At 41.6% G+C, this 21,394-nt stretch carries 16 protein-coding genes; 14 read left to right on the top strand and 2 right to left on the bottom strand.

The features are described 5' to 3' along the window. The first annotated feature begins 201 nt into the window (after positions 1-201). On the top strand, positions 202-2,457 hold the full coding sequence (locus BR06_RS0105760; protein WP_031481037.1) for a hybrid sensor histidine kinase/response regulator: 2,256 nt from the start codon (positions 202-204) through the stop codon (positions 2,455-2,457). 9 nt (positions 2,458-2,466) lie between these two features. On the opposite strand, the gene BR06_RS19630 is transcribed toward BR06_RS0105760, so the two are convergent. Both BR06_RS19630 and BR06_RS0105750 read right to left on the bottom strand, forming a co-directional pair. Beyond that, complete coding sequence (locus BR06_RS19630; RefSeq protein WP_051676938.1) at positions 2,467-5,235, bottom strand: ATP-binding protein; 2,769 nt, start codon at positions 5,233-5,235, stop codon at positions 2,467-2,469. Beyond that, on the bottom strand, positions 5,232-6,368 hold the full coding sequence (locus BR06_RS0105750) for an ABC transporter substrate-binding protein (RefSeq protein ID WP_031481033.1): 1,137 nt from the start codon (positions 6,366-6,368) through the stop codon (positions 5,232-5,234). The genes BR06_RS19630 and BR06_RS0105750 overlap by 4 nt, the downstream gene beginning before the upstream one ends. A gap of 346 nt (positions 6,369-6,714) precedes the next feature. Here BR06_RS0105750 and BR06_RS0105745 point away from each other — a divergent pair, with 346 nt between their 5' ends. The 13 genes from BR06_RS0105745 to BR06_RS0105685 all read left to right on the top strand — a co-directional run bounded on the left by BR06_RS0105745 (position 6,715) and on the right by BR06_RS0105685 (position 21,364). After that, the gene (locus BR06_RS0105745; RefSeq protein WP_031481031.1) at positions 6,715-7,581 is read left to right on the top strand and encodes an N-acetylneuraminate synthase family protein; all 867 of its coding nucleotides are present in this window, start codon (positions 6,715-6,717) and stop codon (positions 7,579-7,581) included. A gap of 66 nt (positions 7,582-7,647) precedes the next feature. Further along, positions 7,648-9,177 carry a PfkB family carbohydrate kinase gene (locus tag BR06_RS0105740; protein WP_031481029.1) on the top strand — a complete coding sequence of 510 codons (1,530 nt, stop codon included), beginning with the start codon at positions 7,648-7,650 and terminating at the stop codon, positions 9,175-9,177. 10 nt (positions 9,178-9,187) lie between these two features. After that, the gene (locus BR06_RS0105735; RefSeq protein WP_031481027.1) at positions 9,188-10,183 is read left to right on the top strand and encodes a hypothetical protein; all 996 of its coding nucleotides are present in this window, start codon (positions 9,188-9,190) and stop codon (positions 10,181-10,183) included. Beyond that, on the top strand, positions 10,113-10,745 hold the full coding sequence (locus tag BR06_RS0105730) for an SIS domain-containing protein (RefSeq protein WP_235727673.1): 633 nt from the start codon (positions 10,113-10,115) through the stop codon (positions 10,743-10,745). Before BR06_RS0105735 ends, BR06_RS0105730 begins: the two co-directional genes overlap by 71 nt. 24 nt (positions 10,746-10,769) lie before the next feature. Next, positions 10,770-11,843 carry a radical SAM protein gene (locus BR06_RS0105725; protein WP_031481023.1) on the top strand — a complete coding sequence of 358 codons (1,074 nt, stop codon included), beginning with the start codon at positions 10,770-10,772 and terminating at the stop codon, positions 11,841-11,843. 42 nt (positions 11,844-11,885) lie between these two features. Beyond that, positions 11,886-12,545 (top strand): hypothetical protein, encoded by a 660-nt coding sequence (locus BR06_RS0105720; protein WP_051676936.1) that lies wholly within the window; start codon positions 11,886-11,888, stop codon positions 12,543-12,545. Next, complete coding sequence (locus BR06_RS0105715; RefSeq protein ID WP_031481019.1) at positions 12,535-13,575, top strand: phosphotransferase; 1,041 nt, start codon at positions 12,535-12,537, stop codon at positions 13,573-13,575. The genes BR06_RS0105720 and BR06_RS0105715 overlap by 11 nt, the downstream gene beginning before the upstream one ends. Next, positions 13,556-14,389: a transketolase gene (locus tag BR06_RS0105710; protein ID WP_031481017.1), complete on the top strand. Its 834-nt coding sequence runs from the start codon at positions 13,556-13,558 to the stop codon at positions 14,387-14,389. Before BR06_RS0105715 ends, BR06_RS0105710 begins: the two co-directional genes overlap by 20 nt. After that, entirely contained in the window at positions 14,389-15,315 is a 927-nt protein-coding gene (locus tag BR06_RS0105705) for a transketolase family protein (protein ID WP_031481015.1), read from the top strand. Before BR06_RS0105710 ends, BR06_RS0105705 begins: the two co-directional genes overlap by 1 nt. Before the next feature lie 12 nt (positions 15,316-15,327). Beyond that, on the top strand, positions 15,328-15,990 hold the full coding sequence (locus BR06_RS0105700; protein WP_031481013.1) for a class I SAM-dependent methyltransferase: 663 nt from the start codon (positions 15,328-15,330) through the stop codon (positions 15,988-15,990). Positions 15,991-16,018: 28 nt separating this feature from the next. Next, positions 16,019-17,278: a radical SAM protein gene (locus tag BR06_RS0105695; RefSeq protein ID WP_031481011.1), complete on the top strand. Its 1,260-nt coding sequence runs from the start codon at positions 16,019-16,021 to the stop codon at positions 17,276-17,278. A 101-nt stretch (positions 17,279-17,379) separates the two neighbouring features. Next, entirely contained in the window at positions 17,380-19,311 is a 1,932-nt protein-coding gene (locus BR06_RS0105690) for a 6-hydroxymethylpterin diphosphokinase MptE-like protein (RefSeq protein ID WP_031481009.1), read from the top strand. Between the two features lie 61 nt (positions 19,312-19,372). Further along, on the top strand, positions 19,373-21,364 hold the full coding sequence (locus BR06_RS0105685; protein ID WP_156952661.1) for a hypothetical protein: 1,992 nt from the start codon (positions 19,373-19,375) through the stop codon (positions 21,362-21,364). Positions 21,365-21,394: the final 30 nt, after the last annotated feature.

Here is a 21,394-nt window from a genome sequence, read left to right as displayed (position 1 = left end):
TCGGAATTTTGATTATAATCATATTTTTTTTATTATATATTAGTTAGTTATTTAAGGTGATGTTGCGAACAGTTTCTTTTCTAATTGTAGACTTCAATATAGAAATGCAACAATTAAATCAGTTAAAGCTACTTTTTTGAGTAATGTTTTGTTAATGTCGGAATGTTGATGATGGTAAATATATAATGAGTTGGAAGTTTTATGAAAATTTTTAGTAAATGGGGTTTAGCTGCAGGCTTTACCTCTTTGATTTGTATTTTTGCGGCAGTGATTATTGTTTCCTCCTCTCTGACTTTTAGAAAAACTCTCACAGGGCTTTCCCATAATATTATGGAGAATATAGCCTTTTATACTCTTGATAAGTCGGAAGCATACCTGCGTCCTGCGGAAAAAGCTGCAGAGCTGACTACCTTTTTGGCTGACAGCAATATCGTGAGTAGTGAAGATCCGTACTCTATGATTAGCTATTTTTATCAGCAAATCGAACTTTACCCGCAGTTTACGGCTATTTATTATGGTAATACTGAGGGTGAGTTTTTTATGGCTTCGCGGTCAAACTCACTCGTTAAGAATGGGTATTTCACTAAAATAATCAGGAAAACTAAAGAAAGTCAGAAGGTCGAGTTGCTGTGGGAAAACTCTGAGCATAAGACGCTTGAAAAGAAGTTTGATCCTGGTCACAAATATGACCCGCGTACGCGTCCTTGGTTCGCTTCAGCCGTTCGTAGCAATGAAGTAATATGGACAGATCCGTATGTGTTTTTTACCGCGCAAAAGCCTGGCATAACAACAGCTTGTCCTGTGTACGACAAGGCGGGGGCGCTGCAGGGTGTTGTCGGGGTGGACATTACTATTGATGAGCTTTCCATATTTTTGGAAAAATTAAAGATCGGAGAATCTGGTAAGGCTTTTATCGCCAACCGAAATGGTGATGTTGTGGCTTTTCCTGATTTATCCAAAGTTCAGGGGATAGTGGGTGAGGATAATAAGGTCAGCCTCAGCAAGATGAGTGAGCTTGATGATGAGGTTAGTCGCAAGGCATATAACTCAATGCCCTCAGGTAAGTTGTCATCCACTCCAGTATACACTTCTTTCAGCCATAACGGTGAAAATTACAATTCGATGTTTGTTCCATTCACGGACCCTAGATGGCCCTGGGTTATTGGTATTTATGTCCGCGAGGATGATTTTTTGGGTGACGTCATAGCCAATCGAAATCAGAATATTCTTATTTCTCTGTTTGTTGTTTTGTTTGCTGGGCTAGCTGGGCTGATTGTGGCCAAGCGTATTGAGAAATCTAGAAAGGAAGCCGTAGCCGCTACGAATGCAAAGAGTCAGTTTTTAGCTAGTATGAGTCATGAAATTCGTACTCCTATGAGCGTTATTCTTGGGACATCTGATTTATTACAGGGAACTGAGCTTAGTGAAGAGCAGCTTGAGCTGGTTTCTCTCCTAGTAAACGCAGGAGATGGATTACTTAGCTTGATTAATGACATTTTGGATATGTCGAAAGTTGAATCAGGTCTTTTAGAACTTGAAAATATTGATTTTTGTCTTAGTGAAGCTGTTCAGCAGACTGCTAAAGTATTTGAGGTTGCCGCTTCACATAAAGGGATTGAAGTTGTTTGCAATATTTCGTCAGACGTTCCCAGTTATGTGAAGGGTGATCCTGGCAGACTTCGCCAGATATTGATCAACCTTATAGGTAATTCACTTAAATTCACTGTAAGCGGTGGAATCTATATTGATGTAAAGCTTTTAAGCGATACTAGCTCAGTAAAAAAACACATTGAATTTGTTGTGCGCGATACAGGGCCGGGGATGCAAAAGGAAGTTGTGGAAACGATTTTTGATTCTTTTGTCCAAGCTGATTCTTCTGTTGCACGCAAGCATGGTGGAACAGGTCTTGGGCTGGCTATAAGCAAGAGCCTTAGTAATATGATGGGCGGTGATATTTACGCACGTAGTGAACTTGGCAAGGGAAGCTCTTTTATTGTTGATGCCTATTTTGAGAAGAGTAAAACCGTTTTTGAGTGCGCTAAGGAAAACTGCGAAGTAGCTGAAAAAGATGTTGAGGTTCGGCCTCTGACCATTCTGCTGGTTGAAGATAGCGAAGATAATCAGTTGCTGTTTCAGCATTATACGAAGAAGAGCCCGCATAAAGTCGAGATTGCAGAAAATGGTAAAGTCGGAGTTGAGATGTTTAAAGCAATCCGGCCGGATATTGTTTTTATGGACATAGAAATGCCGGTGATGGATGGCTACGAAGCTACAAGGCAAATCCGTCAGTGGGAGCATGACTGCCAAGCTTCTCCAACAGCAATCGTCGCTCTGTCAGCGCATGCTTTGAAGGGAGTGGAAGACTCTGTTAGGGCCGCTGGCTGTACTGGATATGTTACAAAGCCTTTTTCTAAGAAAAAACTTATGCAGGAAATTCAGAATGTTTTTCAGGCTTAAATGTTTTCTTTACGTTTGCCGAGAAACGTTCTTTTCGGTTGAGAGCCTAAGAGTAAACCGTGTCCAAAGCCCAGGGTCTGATTCTACTTCCATTGTTCCATGATGCTGATCTGTAATAATAAAGTACGATACCGACAGTCCTAAGCCTGTTCCTTTTCCTATTTTCTTAGTTGTGAAGAATGGCTCAAATATACGAAGGCGTGTTTTTTCGTCCATGCCGGGGCCGTTGTCTTCTACTTCTACTTCTACCATGTTGTCTTTTCTCTTTACGCGGAGGATAAATTTAGGATGATCGCCATGATAATCTTTTTCTGCCATGGCTTCGGCTCCATTTTTCAAAAGATTCAAGAAAACCTGCTGAATTTCATTCCCTTCACAATGTACGTCCGGGATATCTGATTCATATTCACGAACAATTTCAATTTTGCGAAAATCATATTGCTTTTTTAAATCGTAGTCATTTGAGGTTAACTCTAACGTTTTGTCTAGCAATTCTGAGAGTTTGAAAGATCCAATTAATTTCTCACTTTTTCTGCTGAAGTTGAGCATGTTAGCAACTATTGTTGCTGCCCGGCGGCCTGATTCCCGAATTGAATCCAACATCTTTAATATGTCCCGTTCTGTCAGGTATTTTCTGACATCTTCAAGAGACACATTGCACTTTGCAGCTATGTCTTCATTCTGCTTAAGGTCTCCGAAAATACGCCGGTTGATATTGTGGGCGTGTCCGAGGATGGCGGCAAGCGGGTTGTTTATTTCATGTGCCATTCCTGCTGCAAGTCCTCCCACAGACATCATCTTTTCGGACTGAACCATCATTTGCTCTAGCCTCACCCGCTCAGTCACATCATCTATGCGAATTACTGCGCCTTCAACTCCATCTTCCATCAAAGGATATATTGTGATGTCTTCGTAATGGATATCTCTAGAATCAGACGTATGAGTTTGTTTTAAAATCGTTTGTTTCAGCTTTGTCAAAATTGCCGTATGGACTCGGTCCATTTCATCAGTCAGATGCGGAATTACATCTTTAACGTGTTTCCCTATTGCGTTCTGAATGGAGCACCCTGTGATTTTTTCAGCTTCTAGATTCCACTGAGTGATGATCCCATCAGGGTTAATTCCTATGAGCATGGATGGCATGGAATTAATTATATTTGAAAGATAGTTCCGTAAATTACGAAGATTTTTTTCGCTCTGGAGAAGGGATTGATGTTCCCGTATGCGGTTTACCGCCACAGCCAGCAGATCTGCAATGACTTGAATTGTGGATAAGTCCTGATCCGTGTAGCCACGCGGAGAATTGGCCACAACTATTTGGCCCATCAGTTCAGTTTGATACGTGGCGGAAACGGATAGAAAATTCTTTAAAGGTATATGGCCTTCAGGCAGGTTATCATTCCCGAAATACTCTTTTGGGGCATTGGAATAAAAGTTAGGTGCGGTATTTAATGTATGATCCCAGAGCATTCCATAGCCTACTGCGCTTTCTGAACAAATTGGGTTGTTGCCGTATGTCAGGGGGCAAGCACGTTTTTTGATGGAAGATTTGTTTATTTCTGGCTGTGCTGCTGAATCATAGGAGATTGGATCGATGGTGTTTATGAAAGCATACTCACTCATGGTCAGTTCCATTACCCATTCATGAACAACTTTGGATAAAGCTCTGATAGATGTTTTTTCTGTAAGTGTACGGACTATTTCAGCCTGAGCCTTATTGATCTGAGCTTCGTGGAATATAGCATCTTCACGGATACCTATGGCTTCTGCCATTTCGTTAAAGCTGGCGGCAAGGGGCGCGAATTCTTTATATTCCGGCTTAATTCTAACATCATATTCCCCCAGAGAAACAGCCTCAGTCCGTTCCGTGAGAGTTCGTATTGGTTTGAACAACATATTGCGGAAATATGCGATAGCTATCAGGCCTGAAAGTGTGATGAGTAATACGGCGCCAAGTGCGAACGAGCGAAGGTAGCGCACTGGACCCAACGCTTCTTCTTTTGGCTGGAAGACTAAAACTAGCCATTCGGTGTCTTTAACACGAGCAACACTGACAACTCCCTGTTCTGAATCAAATTCGGAGTTATATGTTCCACCTTTGCCGGCCAAGCCCAGTTTTACAGCAGGCATGTTGAGCAGATTGATTCCTCTAAGTGCTAATGAGGAATTTGAGTGCCCGATAATAACACCTTTTTTATCCAGTATGGAGATGAATCCTTTCGCGGAAGGATGAGTTACTTGTGTAATTTCGCTCAGTACTTTCAGGTCTACGTGCCCGGAAAGTACACCCCCGGGAAAAGCTAGAGAAATTGTAACCATCGGAGTTGCGGTTTGTCCTGAGATAAATGAATCGGTCCACTGCACGCCTTTAGATTCTTTCGCTTTTTTAAAAAAAGGTTGGCGAGAGAGATCTATCCCTATTAAATCATCATTTTCAGGGAAAACAGCAAGAACACGCCCCGAATCGTCAAGAACTTGTATTTTTTGGAAGATTCTACCGAATTCCTGTAAGGCTTTCAGTCGTGAGGTAAGTTGTTCTCTTGTGGGGCTAGTTTCGGCAAATTTACTTACTTCTATCAAAGCCTGAGTTGGCTCTTTAAGGATATACCATGTCTGTATATTTATGGACTCGGCAAGGTTCATATTGCGTTGAGAGATGTCATCAATAATCTGCGAACCAAGGTAGGATGAACCTATAAAAATAAGTGACGCTGTAAAAAGCGATAGTATTACAAGTCCGGAGACGACTCTTTTATGTAAACTTGTATTTTTTTTCATGGAGTATCAATTATGATAAACTGACCATTTTTGATGGCTTGCAAAAAAAGTTTGTTATGAATATCTCCGTTTTTGTCCACATCAAATTCACCTTGAGTGCCTTCATAAGGGCTACCTTCAATGATTAGTTCATTGAGTTTTTTTGATGAGTTCTTAGCTGATTTCTTTAGCGCTTCCGCCAGCATATATACGGCATCATGGTTAAATGAAGAGCAATAGGTAGGGGCTTTTGTGAACCGATCTTTGTAGCTGTTCGTAAATTGTGTATAGTTGGGCAGTGTTGATTCTGAGTTGAAGGGTATATAAAGGAGCAAGCCTTCAACTGCAGACCCACCTTCAGAGATAAGCTCTTGTGAGGCGGCCCATGAAGATGAAAAACTCTGTATGCTGCTACCTTTAAGCCTCAACTGCTGAAGGATTATAGCCGTTGATAATGGGCCAGTAATCAGAAGCAAACCGTCTGGATTGGCCTCAATAATTTCATCCGCAAGTTTCGAAAAAGAAAGTTTGTTTTGAGAATTGAAATGGATTGATTCAATTACTTCTCCACCGAATTCATTTACTTTTATTTCGAAGCTGGCGGCAATGGGAGCAGTGTAAGCTAGGTTACTGTCGTCGGAAATTATGGCCAGTCGTTTAAGATCTTTGTTCGACGCAGCTAATTTTCCCAGTTTTTCTCCGAAGAGCGAAGTGGAAGGGTACATTTTTATGAAGAAGTCTTCTTTTTGGGCCATGTAGTTACCCGCGACAACCGGGCCTATAGTCAGGATCTCTTTGTCATTAATTAATTCTAAAATTTCTTTTGCGCACGCAGATGTAAGTGGGCCGATGATTGCCTGAACATTTTGATCAATCAGTTGTTTCGCGACGGTCAGAGCTATTTTGGGAGAGGACTGGTCATCACTTACTATCAGTTGTAGTTTTCTGTCGTCCACTCCGCCACTCGCATTTATTTCCTCGACGGCCATGAGGGCTCCATCCCTGCATGTTTTTCCCATGTCAGAAAATTTTCCGGTCAAACTACCTATATATCCAATGCGGATCGGAAGCTTTGGCTGTGAAAAATGAAACCACGAGAAAATAAAAATTCCCGCAAATAATAAAATAAATAAGATTGTAACTTTTTTGTTCATAAGCGCACTTCTTTAAGCGTGTCCCTGTCTGTGGAGTTCCATTGGGTTGTATGAATAATAAAAAACCTGTTAAAAAGAGTAACTTATTTTGGAATATTTGTTAACTTAAGATTGGCGTTACTTATGTTCTAACGCCTTAGAGTGATAATTTAGATGTTTGATAAAAGTAGTTATTCGTATGGTAATTAATCAGTGCTGCAAGCTGGTTGCTATCTTTCTGTATTGTTCTGGGGTAAGTAAGTTGGCGTATTTTGTGCATTTGAATTATGTAGGAAAAAATGGACAATTGATCGTTTGTTTTGGTTTGATTTTGTAAAATCGTAATGGACATATATAAGTAGGTTAAATGAAGTCTCCTCTATTCATTTCAGAAGTTTCCAGTAACCATGCTTGCGATTTAAAGCGTTGTTATGAATTTATTGATACATCTGCTCGTATTGGGTGCGGCGCAGTGAAATTTCAGTTGTTTAGGATTGATGACTTATTCGCTCCGGAAATACTTGAAAAGAGTGAAACACATAGAAATAGAAAACAGTGGGAATTGCCGGAATCTTTTATTCCAAAACTGTCTATCCGCTGCAAAGATGCAGGAATAGCTTTTTCCTGCACTCCATTTTATCTGAAAGCCGTCGATATTTTAGCCCCTTATGTAGATTTTTTTAAAATAGCTTCCTATGAATTGCTTTGGGATGACTTACTTCACGCATCTGGGGCAACCGGAAAGCCTGTTGTTCTTTCAACTGGTATGGCGAATATGGATGAAATAAGTCACGCCGTTTCTGTGATTCGTAAAGCGGGGTGCTCTGATCTGACTTTGCTTCATTGCGTCTCGGGCTACCCCACACCTCCTGAGCAGGCTAATTTGTCCGCAATTGAAACCTTACGAAAGGCATTTGGTTGCGGTGTAGGCTGGTCTGATCATACCGTTGAAGAAGGGGTTGTGGCTAGGGCTATTCATAAGTATGACGCTAGCATGATTGAATTTCATCTTGATCTTGATGAGAAAGGAGCGGAGTATTCTGGAGGGCATTGTTGGCTTCCTGAAGCTGCTGAAAATCTAATTAGGAATGTGCGTATTGGTTTAAGTTCTGACGGTAATGGTATTAAAGAACCTGCTGCAGCAGAACTGGCCGACCGAGATTGGCGCGCCGATCCTGAAGATGGTTTGCGACCATTAATAAATTTACGAAAAAGCTTCATAGGCAGCGATTAAAACCGAAAGGTTTATGGTGCTTTAGTTTTTTATGGAATCCATTTTTGAGAGTAAAAAGGAAATAATATGACCAGTATTGAGAATAAAATTAAAAGCGTTTCTGAGCTTGTCGAAATAGTTGCCGATCTGAAAGAGCACGGTAAAAAAATAGTGCTTTGTCACGGCGTTTTCGATCTTTTGCATATTGGGCATATCCGCTACTTGAATCAGGCCAAAGAACATGGCGATATTTTAATAGTAAGTCTCACCCCTGACCGCTTTGTAGATAAAGGGCCTGACCGTCCGGCATTCACTGAGATTTTACGTGCTGAAGCTCTGGCATCGCTAGGTGAAGCTGATTACGTGACAATTAATGAATGGCCTACAGCAGAAGAGACCCTTCGCCGCATTCGCCCGGATGTTTATGCTAAAGGGGATGAGTTTAAAGATGTTGACAGTGACCCCGCTGGAAAAATCGGCGGAGAAGCTGATGTTGTAGAAGAGATCGGGGCAAAGCTTGTCTTTACTTCGGATATTGTTTTTAGCTCATCCAATCTCATTAATCGCTATTTGACTCAGAATAGTGATGAAATGAATGAGTATCTCCAGATGTTTAGAACTCGCTACGAGCTAAATGATATTCTGGGTATGCTTGATAAAATGAGTGAGCTAAAGGTGCTTGTCATCGGCGATACGATTCTTGATGAATATCAGATAGCGTCAACTTTGGGTAAATCGTCAAAGGACCCGATCCTTGCTCTTAAGTATCAATCGCACGAGTTATACGCAGGTGGTGGGCTGGCCGTTGCTAACCATGTTGCCAACTTTGCCGGTGAGGTTACCCTGCTTTCAATGCTTGGCGATACTGACCGATATGAAGAATTTATCCGCGAAAAACTTAACCCTAAAATTGTACCTTACTTTTTCACCCGTCCAAATTCCCCGACCACGTTAAAACGAAGATTTATTGATGGGTATTCGCTGAGCAAAGTGATGGAAATGTACATCATGAATGACGATCCTTTGCCAAGCAATGTTGATTCTGGCCTTTGCAAGCAGCTTGGGCAGCTAATTGGCAGTTATGACATTGTTATTGTAGCCGATTTTGGGCATGGTCTCGTTACTCCGAACATGGTTGAACTGTTGTCTTCTAAAGCTCCATATTTGGCTGTGAATACGCAAGCTAATGCCGGAAACAGGGGTTTTAATACCATAGGTAAATATCCTCATGTTGATTTCTTCTCTTTGGCAGAGCACGAATTACGCCTTGAAACTAGAGATCAGGTAAACGATCTTCGTCCTCTGCTCATCGAAGTAGGGGAGAAGCTTGATGCGAAGTTGGCAATGGTTACTCAGGGGAGCCGCGGGTGCTCATTATGGAATCCTGAAGGCGAGTTCGTTAGAATACCGTCATTTATTTCAAATGTTGTAGACAGAGTCGGTGCCGGAGATGCTCTGTTTTCAGTTTCTGCTATGGCAGGCTGTATGGGCCTTCATGAAGAACTTGTCGGTTTTTTTGGTAATGTTGCTGGTTCCCTTGCGGTACAGATTATGGGTAATGATAAGTCTATCAGTAAAGAAGCCATGAAGAAGTACATAACTGCAACTCTCAAATAAAGATTAGATTATGCCCAGTAAATACAGATTGTTTGATCGCTCTAAGCTGACGTTACTTCCCTTGAAGAAGAGAAAAAGTCTTCTCGGTATCGATATCATGCAGGTACCTGCTCTTCGCAGTGAATTCCATCCTTCTTTTATGAAGGTCGCAGAAGATTTAAAAGCAGCAAAAGAATCCGGTAGCGCGCGCGTTCTCATGCTAGGCGCACATGTGCTGCGGTCTGGCATGCAGAAGTATTTATTCAGCCTTATGGAAGAAGGATTAATAAGTTGCATTGCTGTAAACGGAGCATGTGCAATACATGATTTCGAATTAGCCTACCACGGTAGCACCACTGAGTGCGTTTCCACATATATTTCAAATGGGCAGTTTGGTCTCTGGCAGGAAACTGGGCTGCTGAATGATATTGTCGCTGATGGCGTCAAAGACGGACTCGGTTTTGGAGAGGCTGTAGGTAAGTATATTGTAGAAGAAAAACTTCCTTCAGCTGATATTAGTCTTTTTGCTAAAGCATATGAGCTTGATATTCCGATTACAGTTCATGTTGGAATCGGCTACGACATTGTGCATGAGCATCCTAATTGTGATGGCGGTTCGATTGGTCAGGCGAGTTATGCTGACTTTTTAATTTTTGCGGCGCAACTTGAGTCCCTTGAGGGCGGAGTCGTGATGAATTTTGGCAGTGCGATTATGGCTCCTGAAATTTATCTTAAAGCTTTATCAATGGTTCGTAATGCAGCTCATAATTCTGAGGCTGATGGACACAAATCTATTTGTCATTTTACCAGCTTGGTGTGTGATTTGCATGATCTTCCCGAAGAGGTGAGTGCTGAGCCTCCTAAAACCAATGCTGCGTATTATTTCAGACCTTGGAAAACGATGTTAGTCAGGACCGTCGCAGATGGCGGGAGGAGCTATTATGTCCGTGGATTTCATGCCGACACGGTCCCTGGATTATGGACAGCCGTCAGAAGATGCTGCTCTAACAGCAGCTCGGAAGGGTAGCGAATTGTGGTGTAAACATACTGATTCTTTGCAAAATTGTCTGGACTCTTTAGAAGTCAGTTGTGACTCAAAAGGTATTAATGTCTGCGATCACGCTTTCGATCATTGGAAACAGATGACAGTTGAGCTTCGGGAAAAAGGGCGCATCATTTATATGGTGGGGAACGGAGCAAGCGCGTCAATGGCGAGTCATTTTTCCGCCGATCTTGCAAAAAATGCCCATGTGCACACTCAGGTTTTTACCGATCTGGCACTTCTTACCGCCGTTGCCAACGACCTTTCATATGATCAAATTTTTGTTGAACCGCTTCGTCGCAGACTCACTCCTAATGACATGCTTGTTGCTATCAGTAGCTCCGGAAATTCTCCGAATGTTGTGAACGCTTGTCGTTTTGCTTCTGAGGTGGGAGCTTCGGTGGTCACCGTTACCGCCATGGGTGCTGAGAATCAGATGCGCCAGATTGGAGATTTGAACTTTTGGATTCCAGCAGAGACGTACGGTATGGCTGAAACGGGGCATGCGTGTATTCTTCATTACTGGATGGATTCTGTTTCTATATAAATTTTTTAGAAGGATAGAGGGATTATGTCTAACGATGAATTTCGTATAGATTCTCATAAGTTGCTATTTCACCCAGAAAGAGTTGCCAATTGGATGAATGGCGAAAATATTTACCCATTGTATATGGAACTTAGTCCCGCCGGAGCGTGCAATCATCGTTGCCGTTTTTGCGGGCTTGATTTCGCTGGCTATAAGCCTGTTTTTATGGATGGTGAGAAGCTTGGCGTTCGGCTCGATGAAATGGGCAAACTCGGTGTTAAGAGCATTATGTATGCAGGTGAGGGGGAACCTTTCCTGAACAAGAAGATGACAGATATTATTTTACGCACTAAAAATGCGGGGATTGATGTTGCTCTGACCACGAATGCTGTGCTCATGACACCCGAAATAAGTGAAAAAATATTGAAGGCTACGAGCTGGATTAAAGTCAGCCTTAATGCAGGAACTGCTGAAACTTATGCTAAAATTCACGGGACGGTCGCTACTGACTTTGAAAAAGTGATGAAAAACCTTGAAGCTGCAGTTGCTATTCGCAAAAAGTTGAATGCAAGCTGTGCTCTTGGTGCTCAAATTTTGTTACTCCCTGAAAATGCGGGAGAAATAGAAACCCTTGCCGCTAGATGTAGAGATCTCGGTATGGATTATTTGGTTGTGAAGCCATATTCGCACCATCCTCAGTCCGAAGGACAGGAATATGCTGACATAGTCTATGAGGATTACACCGAGCTTGCAGCGAAAGTTAACAGCTACAGCACAGAATCTTTTAATGTCATTTTTCGTCTTGATACTATGAAATCATGGGATGAAAAAAAGCATACTTACAATCGCTGTCATGCACTGCCGTTCTGGTCTTATGTTGATTCATATGGAAATGTCTGGGGTTGCAGTGTTTATTTGCAGGACGACCGTTTTCTTTACGGTAATATTTTCGAGCAAAGTTTCGAAGATATTTGGACTGGCGAAAAACGAGCAGAGTCCATGAAGTGGTGCGCAGATAATCTTGATCCTCACAATTGCCGAGTAAATTGCCGTATGGATAAAATTAATTCCTACTTATGGGAGCTTGTTAATCCGAAGGGCCATGTTAATTTTATATAATATATCTGCCGCTATTTATTTGAACAAATATTTAAGGATGCCATGATTTTAGGATTAGATTTCGACAATACTATAGTTGATTATGACGCGCTTTTTCATAGAGCTGCGTTAGAAATTGGCCTAGTTGACTGTTCCGTTGCTGCGAATAAAACTGCAGTACGTGACTTTATACGGAAATCTGATGGCGGAGAAATTTTATGGCAGAAGTTGCAAGCTGAAGTTTACGGACCTCGCATTAATGAGGCCGTGTTGTTTTCAGGAGTGTGTGACTTTTTATCCCTTTGTATCGAAAAGAAAATCCCTGCGTATGTGGTGAGTCACAAAACCCGTTTTGCCCGCCGCGGAGATGTTGATCTGCGCGAGGCTGCTCTCAGCTTTATGGAAAAGAACAGTCTTTTTAATTCGTCCCCTTATGGGGGGAGCGTCGAGCGCGTGTTTTTTGCAGATACCAGACACGAGAAGGGCGAAATCATAAAATCACTCAATTGTGATGTGTTCGTAGATGACTTGATTGAAGTTTTTCGTGAATCATCTTTCCCCGCAAATATTTATAAATTTCTTTTTACGCCGCAAGGAATAGAGGCTCCACTAGAAGCAGATAGCCCGCCAAAGCTTGAGCAGGTCAAAACATGGAGCGAGCTGTCAGAGATTATTTTCGTCGAACCTTTTATTTCTACCGTCGGGCTGAAAGATGGAAAATAAGGATCTCATCCGCATATTCGGAGAAAAGCCTGTAGAAATTGTACCCATTGGTGGCGGCGGAAATAGCAAAGTTTGGAAAGTCACGCTTAAGTCTGGTCAGATTCGGACTGTGAAAGAGTATTATATTTTGTGCTCGGATTGGCAGGATCGCATTAATGCAGAGTTCAAGGCCTTTTCCTTGCTTCGTGAGCACGGGATATTGTGTGTACCCGAGCCTTTGCAGATGGATCTTGAGGCTGGAGTAGCGGTCTACTCTTTTGAAGACGGACGCAAGGTTGATGCTCGAGATATTGAGCCTGAAAAAATGGATGTTTTTGCCAAGTTTGCCGGACAGCTATTTGATATTTCGAAAGGAAAAGAAACTTCCTCCTACGGAACGGCAAAAGCTCATTGTTTAACGCAGGGTGCGATTGAAGAACAGCTAGAGCGCCGGATTGAAGCTTTGAAAGGTGTTGATGCTGGTGAGGATGATCTTGCGGCGGAATTGAAAGAATTTTTGACGAGTGAGTTTATACCGCTCTATCAGGAAGTAGCTTCATGGCGGCGCAGTCATCTAAAGCTTGCGGGGATTGACGGTTACGCGCTTAAGCAGGGTGAATGGACCCTCAGTCCTTCGGACTTCGGCCTTCACAACGGTTTGCTAAAGGATGACGAAACATTTGTCTTTGTAGATTTTGAATATTTCGGACGAGATGATCCCGCAAAGATGGTCAGCGATTTTATGCTACATCCTGCAATGAATTTGAGTTCTGAATATGTCCGCAGAGTCTATGATGGGTTTGATAAAGTTTTCGGGTGCGGAGAATACTATGTCCGGATCAGGACTTTACTGCCGCTGGTCGGGCTTAAGTGGTGCACTATCTTTTTAAATGAATTTTTGCCGCATGGTCTGGCTCGCAGGGTCCATGCTAGCGGAAAAGATATAGAATTTCAGGGTGCAAGGCGACGTCAGTTGGATAAGTCGCTGAAACAATTTCAAATGATTAAAAACGGATACGAGGATTATTTAGATGTCATTGTCAACAACTGAGCTGTCCTGCTGTGATGAACGGTCTTCTTCATTACGAAGGACTATTTTGCACACTATGCGTTGCGGAGGTCGCGGCCATCTGGCGTCGGCCTATTCGCTGGTAGAAATTTTGCGTGTTCTTTACGATGATATTTTAAAAATAGATCCAAAAAATCCAGACTGGGTGGAGCGGGATAGATGTATTCTAAGTAAAGGGCACGGGTGCCTGGCTCTGTATGCAATCCTCGCCGATAAAGGTTTTTTTCCAAAAGAAGAGCTAGAAAAATTTTGTTCCGGTGACACTATTTTGGGTGGTCATCCTGAGTATCATAAAGTTCCCGGAGTTGAGGCCACTACTGGTAGTCTCGGGCATGGACCATCCATCGGAGTCGGTTATGCTTTGAGTGCTAGAATGCGCGGAAACGATGCTCGGGTCTTTGTTATTACCGGTGACGGTGAGATTAATGAAGGCTCTGTCTGGGAAGCGGCTATGTGCGCAAGTAAACATAAGCTTGAAAATTACACTTTGCTCGTTGATTATAATAAATTGCAGTCGAGCGGGCCTGTTGCTGAGGTCCAACCGCTGGAACCGCTTGCTGATAAGTGGGAAGCGTTTGGTTTCGCCGTAAGAGAAGTGGACGGACATGATCCGGTTGCACTTAAAGAGTTGCTAAGCTCAGTCCCTTTTGAAACTGGTAAGCCTAACGCAATTATTTGTCATACCGTTAAGGGCAAGGGAATCAAAGACGTTGAACACAATCTTAAGTGGCATCACAAAGCAAATGTGGATTCTGAACTTATGGACAGCATGTTTGCAGAACTGGGAGGCGAGTAATGCGTAAAGCTTGTCTGCAGGAAGTTCACAGGTTGGCAGGGGTGGATGAACGTGTAGTCTTCATCGGTTCTGATCTAGGGTTTGGAACTCTTGATGAAATGCGCAAGGACTATCCCAAAAGATTTTTCATGGAAGGCATAAGCGAGGCTAATATTCTGGGCATGGCCGCTGGAATGGCTCTTGATGGCTGGATGCCTTATGTAAATACTATTGCTCCTTTTATTACTCGCCGTGCATATGAGCAGGTCATCGTTGATCTTTGCATGCACAATGTTCCGGTTCGCCTCATTGGTAATGGAGGCGGGGTTGTTTATGCTCCTTTAGGGCCTACACATCAGGCTATTGAAGATTTAGCTGTAATGCGGGCGGCTCCCAATATGACCGTAGTCGCTGTAGCTGATGCGGATGAAATGCGCCGGCTTATGCCACTTACATTGAATGAGTCCGGACCAATCTATATTCGCCTTGCCAAAGGTTACGACCCGATTGTGACTGACGATTCACAGCCGTTCATTATCGGAAGAGGGCTGCCTTTTCAAAAAGGGAAAGACCTCTTGCTCGTTACCACTGGTATAGGTCTTAGGCTTGCTCGTGAATCCATGGCCGCACTTGAGGCAAAAGGTTTATCCGTCGGTTTATTGCACATGCCTACCATCAAGCCTTTTGATTCAGAGATGCTTCTTGAAATGGCGTCGCAAGTAAAAGCTGTGATCAGTGTCGAAGAGCATTCCGTAATCGGAGGTCTTGGAAGTGCTGTTGCCGAGGTTCTAGCTGAAGCCTGTCTCGATAAGCCTTTACGGTTTAAACGTCTCGGCTTGCCTGATTGCTTTGCTGACAGTTATGGGTCGCAACTTTCACTCATGGCTGGTTACGGACTTTCCGCAGATGGGATTGTTGAAGCGGCTAAAGGGCTGCTTGAAATTTAAAGGAGATATGCTGTGGGAAAACTTCTTAATTTATTTACTCCGCTACACAAAAAAACGAGCCGCGAATATTTGCCGCGTATGGTTGATGATAAAGTTCAGTGTATGCTTAAAGCAAAAGAGTATGAACTCGACTATTGGGACGGGGATCGCCGCTTTGGGTACGGTGGGTATAAGTATGATGGCAGATGGAAACCAATTGCCGAAAGGTTTATCACACATTACGGGCTGACAAATGATTCTTCGGTGCTGGATATTGGTTGCGGAAAAGCTTTTCTGATTCATGAGATGAAACAGCTTTTACCCGGGCTCCGTGTTGTAGGATTTGATATTTCCAATCATGGAATAGCTGATGCTCCAGACTCAGTTCGTGATAATTTATATATCTACAAGGCTCAGGATATTCTTCCATATGGTGATGACGAATTTGATCTGGCCCTTTCGCTTGGTTGCTTGCATAATTTGCGCATTTTTGAATTGAAGACTGCTCTTGCAGAACTAGAACGAGTGGCAAAAGATGGCTACGTCATGCTCGAAAGTTATAGAAATGAGCAAGAACTTTTTAATTTGCAATGCTGGGCGCTCACCTGTGAATCCTTCTTTGATACAGCAGAGTGGATCTGGCTTTACAAGGAATTCGGATTTACTGGCGACTATGAGTTTATTTATTTTGAATAGAGATTGAATAAATATTACAGGAGAGCTTATGAATTTTCAGGAAAGATCAGCACGTTCAATTCCATCAGATACAAGAGTCGCTATTTACGGGGCAGGAGAGTTGGGAAGGGCCGTCAAAAACTATTTGGAAACTCGTGGCCGAGGAAATAGTGTAACTTGTTTCATAGATTCTTTCAAAGAAGGCGAGTTTTGCGGTCTTCCTGTAGTCCAATTCCAAAAAAAGTTAGAAGATGCGTGTGAGTTTGACGTTATAGTTATTGCTTCACAGTATGCGCAAGATATAGTTGAAAATCTGCAATCGGAAGGGATTGTTAACTATATTGTACTTGATAAGGAAAAATTCATAAATTATGACTTAAATATAAGAGAATTTAACGAGTTACAGCTCAGATGTATACAAAGTAGACAATATCTACCCAGTAGAGTTGTGATACAATTGTCGTCGGTCTGCAATTTAAAATGCAAAATGTGCCCCCATACTCAGTGGGGCCATGAGAAACCATTCATGGATAAAGATACTTATTTGGAAGTTCTTGATGAATGTGAAAAGAATAAGATTAATAACCTCAGCCTCGTAAGCTCAAGAGGAGAATCTTTACTTAATAAAAATATTTTTGAGTATGCGCGCATTGGATCCCAGAGAGGCTTTAATCTTTATTTTGTAACGAATGCCGTTTTGCTCAATGCTGGAAATATGGATGAACTGCTTGAGTCTGGATTTTCAGCTATTGATATTTCATTTAGTGGCCATGATAAAGAAAGTTATGAAAATATCTATGTTGGCGCATCATTTGACCATACTGTTGAGTGTTTGCTTTTATTGAAGTCTAAAGTCATGAAGATGAAGACCCCCCCCATTTTATGCGTGCGAGGGACGCTAGTTGATTATGACCATAGAGCCAAAGAACGTAGCGTTAATTTTTTAAAAGGGCTCGGATTTGCTGATTCAGAGATTAGTATTAATTTAGCAGATAATTTTTCAGGAGGAAGTTCTTTTGGTACTTACTATCCTACTCTTGATATCAACTCGCTATTGCCTATTAATGATCGCGAGTTAACTATTTGCTCAGGGCTTGATGTATGGGTTGTTTATACTGATGGTCTTGTTGGGCCTTGCGGGTGTAGAAATTACCGTAAATTAAGTCTCTTGGGTGATATTAAGCTCAATAGTTTTGAAGAAATGGCTGCAGGTGAAGTTAGCCAGTCCTTAGTAGAGTCCTTTTTGTCGGGAAATATTAAGAATATAGAGCTCTGTCGAAAGTGTGATATCCCTTATCGAAGGGGGTGATAATTGAGTTTTTTGTGCATGCGAGAGGGAGATCTATTTTCTCAATTTAAAAGTAACATATACTATAATGCTAACTTCTTAAGTATATATGAGGGGTATTTATGGGGTTTATAACGCTAATCAATACTCTTGAGCGGTATGAAGATGAGTCTTTTGTCATTGGCCTTGGTAAGGTTAAGATTTCAAATGATGTTCCGCGTAGCAAAAAAATGTTTTTCCCATCTGTCTCTGAAAAAGTTCTAGAAGTAATAAAAGAGATTGACCCTATTTTGTTAAAAGATGGGGTTGTTTTAATTATTGGTAAAGAAGGGTATTCCTCTAAAAAGAGGATAATAGATGCAATACAGAAGCATCTAGTTTTTTTGTATGCAAAATATGTTGCTCATCCTAGAAACAATGAAACCATTCCGGATATGTTGGGAGTTCGCAAACAGAAGACGAACATGATGGTTTTGCGGGAAATGGTTAGAGCCGCAAATTTTCCAATTCACGCTCGTTCTCCTATTTGTGACAAAATTGATGCTCAACGTATTGGTCTTCCAGTAATCATTCTTGGCCCGGGGCCGTCTTTAAAAAAAATATTGCCTCATTTGGCAGAACTTAAAAGGCGGGCTTTGATTGTGTGTGTTACACGTTCGTTGCCTCTTTTGCGAGAGTATGGGATTTCTCCAGATTTTGCACTGCTACTTGATACTGCTCATAGGATGACTCACTTTACTCCGCATGATGAGAAGTGGAAAGATACCTATTTGATAGCATTAAGTGTTTCAAATATTTCGAAAATTGCTGATAATTTTAAGGGCGTTTTTTTCTTTGATAGTTATAATCTCAACTTTTTTCCAAACCCATATCGCCTTCGTGAATCATGGTTAAGTTGTGTGCTTGCAGCTCTTGGTCTTGCAGAGGCTTTACATGCTCCTGATGTATATCTCGCAGGGATGGACAGTTGTTGGTATGATACCAGTTTAGCTAAACAGTTTCCTGCGAGTTCGGCCTCAAGTACAATTTATGCGGCAAGTGGTGGAGCAGAAAAGACCGCGGACGATATGCCAATTTACCCCGATGATGAGCCTGTGCTGGCATGTCAAGATAGAGATGTACCTTTTAATGTACCGGATATACGGGGACGTACAGCAACCACTTTCTTCACATATTTTGCGATAGCTTATGAGACCGAGTTATTTGCTGAAGAGATTTCAAAGAGTGTAGGATCTAATTTTCATTTGCTTATGGATCAGGGAATACTTAACCCAGATGTTTTTGCACTTGGCGGGGTTGAGCATCTTAAGAATAACTACTCACCTTTAGACAGGGGAGCCGTTCATCGGGCTTTAGATCGTGCCCTACTGAACCGTGAGAAAATTAATTATGATCTTTTTATAGAAAACGCTAAGGAATTAGGTGCTATTGTTGATGCTGAAGCATGTCGAGCTGGATATTGCTTGGCTACAGGTGATATAGAAGGTGTAACTAAAAGTTTTTTATATGAATCTTTGCTTAATTCGTCTCGTTCAGGAAAGTTTTCATGTTTGACGACAATCTGGCCGGATTATTTTCCTGATTACCTGCCAAACCTCGCACGAGAATTCGATAGCTTGCGCTTGAATGCGGCCGTTAAGGCTGGTCATAAATGGTCTAAACTGTTGCGGCAATCTATAGCGGTAGCTCGCCTTTATAAGGATCTTGAAGCTGGGTGTCCGTTACATGTATTTTGTTTGCCTGACGAAATTTTTGAGATTCGAAGCTCTTCGGAAGAAATGTATGCAGCTTATTTCCCGGGTTTGGTTGTTAAGACTATTACATGCTATGTCCCTTCAGCAATAGATGATGCCAAGCATAATTATCCTCTTTCAGGTGTTATTGTGGATAAGTCTGGGAGGGGGGAAGTTTCAAATTGTTTGCATATACTTATTCCAAACTATTTGGTTTTACTTACCGAAGCGAGTGTTTCTCTTGTTAGTAAAAGGCTTCATGATGAGTTCTCTTATGTCTTCGATTTAATGCCCGATGATAAGTGGGTACTGCTTGAGTAAGCATTTAAAAGAGTGTCGCTAGTCGTATGGACGTTCTACAGTTTTATGGGGGATTGTCATTTTGAAACTGCATAATATGGATTTTGAGTATGTCGCGAATGATAGACTTCCAGAAAAAAACCTTGAAGAATTAATTAAATATCTATCATGCTTTTCCACAAATCTTCCCAAAATTGCAGTGTATGGAATGGCTGAGGCTGGGCAGAAAATTTCAGCTAGGCTTTTAAATGACAACAGAGTTGAACTGACTGCATGTATAGATGTGCGTCCAGAAGTGGTGGGCGGAAATCTAGTCATAACTCGCCCCGATGAGCTTCATAAATTTACTGACATTGACTTAGTTATTAATACCGCTCCGCCTCAGTATGTGTTCGAGATTAATAGTTTTATTTTAAGCGAAAATTCAAATGTTGATGTTTTAAATTTGTATGATCTTAAAGCATTCGTTTTAGATGAAAGAAACTGGGATTATTCATATAGAATTTTGGTTCAACATGATCGGCTCAAGGGTGTTCTTGCAGAATATCATAAAGATATTGCTAAAAGTATAAACCAGCGAATTGATGACGTTCTGCAAAAAATTAAAAAGGCTAGAACTGTATCGCACCAAGATATTTTAGAAGAGCTTGTTAGTGAGCAAAAATGTCTTGGCCGATTTTTGGAAGAGAAGCTTGATGAGGCCGTTCATTCTGGAAATCGTAGCGTTGAAAATCTTTTGGCGCTTGCAGATAAATTCCCATTTTTCGTGATTGCAAGAGATGCTGCGGCTGTTTTGCTTGTGAAAAAAAGGTTGTTTTTGGATGCAGTGAAAGCCTTTGAGCCAACAATTGAAATGTATCCATGCTGCCGTTTTTCTCTGCAAAAACTAGCTGAATTGTATGCTCTAAGTGGAAGGGTAAAGGATTCTATTCAGTTTGCCAGAAAGGGGCTTTACTATTTCCCAGACTCATATGAACTTAAGGAGCTACTTTGCTCACTGGAACATGGAGACTTAAGTGGTATAGAGGATAAGTGGAGCGCACGCGAAGTTAGGCCTGCTCTTAAAAGTAGGAAGGTTCGCCTTCGATGTGCTGTTCCGATCTGGGGCAAAGAGTTCATAAAAATATTTATGGAATTTGGATTAAGTTCACTTCTTGCCTCTGGAAATATTCCTTTTGCCGCAAAGGAATATGATGTTTGCTTTGATATATATTCTTATGAAAATGAATTTGAATCTATAAAAAGTTACCCTCAATGGGATATTCTACAGTCACTAGTGTCAGTCTGTCTGATTGATATTGATTCTGTTAAGGAAAATTTTGAGGATAAGTTTTCTTTTTCAAATAAATTTTCTTGCATGTCTATGTGTCAGAATCATGCTCTTCAAAGATCGGCAGAGGAAGGAAGAGCTTTGTTTCTTCCTCTTGGGGATTCTTTTTTTGCGAATAATTTTTTAAAGAATGCTTTGGCAATATTAGATATGGGCTACGATACGCTGTTTGTCAGCGGCCTCCGTGCTTCTTTTCCGGGAATTCGTGAAAAGGTTAGATCTGGATTAATGAAGGATGGCATTTTAGCCGCCTCTACAGAGGCTTTTTCCAAGGCAGGGCTTGAGGTGATGCATCCTTCTAGCTTACAAGCGAAAATGGATAAGTTCACTCCTGTAACCCCGAATTACTTCGTTTATGAGGATGCTAGTTGCGTTATGTACTCAATTTTTGGGAATAATCCTTTATTTATTCATCCCCCAAAAAAAGTATTACAAATGGATACAACTCTCGATGCAGACTTGCCGTATAGGGCCACAGATGGAGGGTTAGGACGGTATGCTTTTGCTGATGATGTCGAGGGTATGTTACTTTTTGAGATTGTAGATGAAATGGAAAAGTTGGGTTTTCACGAAAAGAGAAGTCGGAATTTAAATGAATGCACTTACTGGTTGTACGGGCGAACCGATCCGTTAAGTAGATATTTTGGAACGAGAATGATGATGTATAACAAAGACGGAGCAGGTGACTCTTCTTGCGCTACTTTCCGAAAATTCATTCAAGATTCACTTGATTTTGTTTTGTAAGTTTTTTTATTTCTACTGTGAAGATGTATG

Source organism: Maridesulfovibrio frigidus DSM 17176, assembly GCF_000711735.1.
GTDB lineage: Bacteria > Desulfobacterota > Desulfovibrionia > Desulfovibrionales > Desulfovibrionaceae > Maridesulfovibrio > Maridesulfovibrio frigidus.
The sequence above is the reverse complement of the archived record's forward strand: the minus strand, read 5'-3'. Positions and strand labels throughout refer to the sequence as shown.

Bases quoted from the DNA above. Each gene is read 5' to 3' on its own strand.
- BR06_RS0105760 (WP_031481037.1), top strand. From the start codon at position 202: ATGAAAATTTTTAGTAAATGGGGTTTAGCTGCAGGCTTTACCTCTTTG.
- BR06_RS0105735 (WP_031481027.1), top strand. From the start codon at position 9,188: ATGCCCAGTAAATACAGATTGTTTGATCGCTCTAAGCTGACGTTACTT.
- BR06_RS0105705 (WP_031481015.1), top strand. From the start codon at position 14,389: ATGCGTAAAGCTTGTCTGCAGGAAGTTCACAGGTTGGCAGGGGTGGAT.
- BR06_RS0105750 (WP_031481033.1), bottom strand. From the start codon at position 6,368: ATGAACAAAAAAGTTACAATCTTATTTATTTTATTATTTGCGGGAATT.
- BR06_RS0105745 (WP_031481031.1), top strand. From the start codon at position 6,715: ATGAAGTCTCCTCTATTCATTTCAGAAGTTTCCAGTAACCATGCTTGC.
- BR06_RS0105695 (WP_031481011.1), top strand. From the start codon at position 16,019: ATGAATTTTCAGGAAAGATCAGCACGTTCAATTCCATCAGATACAAGA.
- BR06_RS0105725 (WP_031481023.1), top strand. From the start codon at position 10,770: ATGTCTAACGATGAATTTCGTATAGATTCTCATAAGTTGCTATTTCAC.
- BR06_RS0105715 (WP_031481019.1), top strand. From the start codon at position 12,535: ATGGAAAATAAGGATCTCATCCGCATATTCGGAGAAAAGCCTGTAGAA.
- BR06_RS0105710 (WP_031481017.1), top strand. From the start codon at position 13,556: ATGTCATTGTCAACAACTGAGCTGTCCTGCTGTGATGAACGGTCTTCT.
- BR06_RS19630 (WP_051676938.1), bottom strand. From the start codon at position 5,235: ATGAAAAAAAATACAAGTTTACATAAAAGAGTCGTCTCCGGACTTGTA.
- BR06_RS0105720 (WP_051676936.1), top strand. From the start codon at position 11,886: ATGATTTTAGGATTAGATTTCGACAATACTATAGTTGATTATGACGCG.
- BR06_RS0105690 (WP_031481009.1), top strand. From the start codon at position 17,380: ATGGGGTTTATAACGCTAATCAATACTCTTGAGCGGTATGAAGATGAG.
- BR06_RS0105740 (WP_031481029.1), top strand. From the start codon at position 7,648: ATGACCAGTATTGAGAATAAAATTAAAAGCGTTTCTGAGCTTGTCGAA.
- BR06_RS0105730 (WP_235727673.1), top strand. From the start codon at position 10,113: ATGCCGACACGGTCCCTGGATTATGGACAGCCGTCAGAAGATGCTGCT.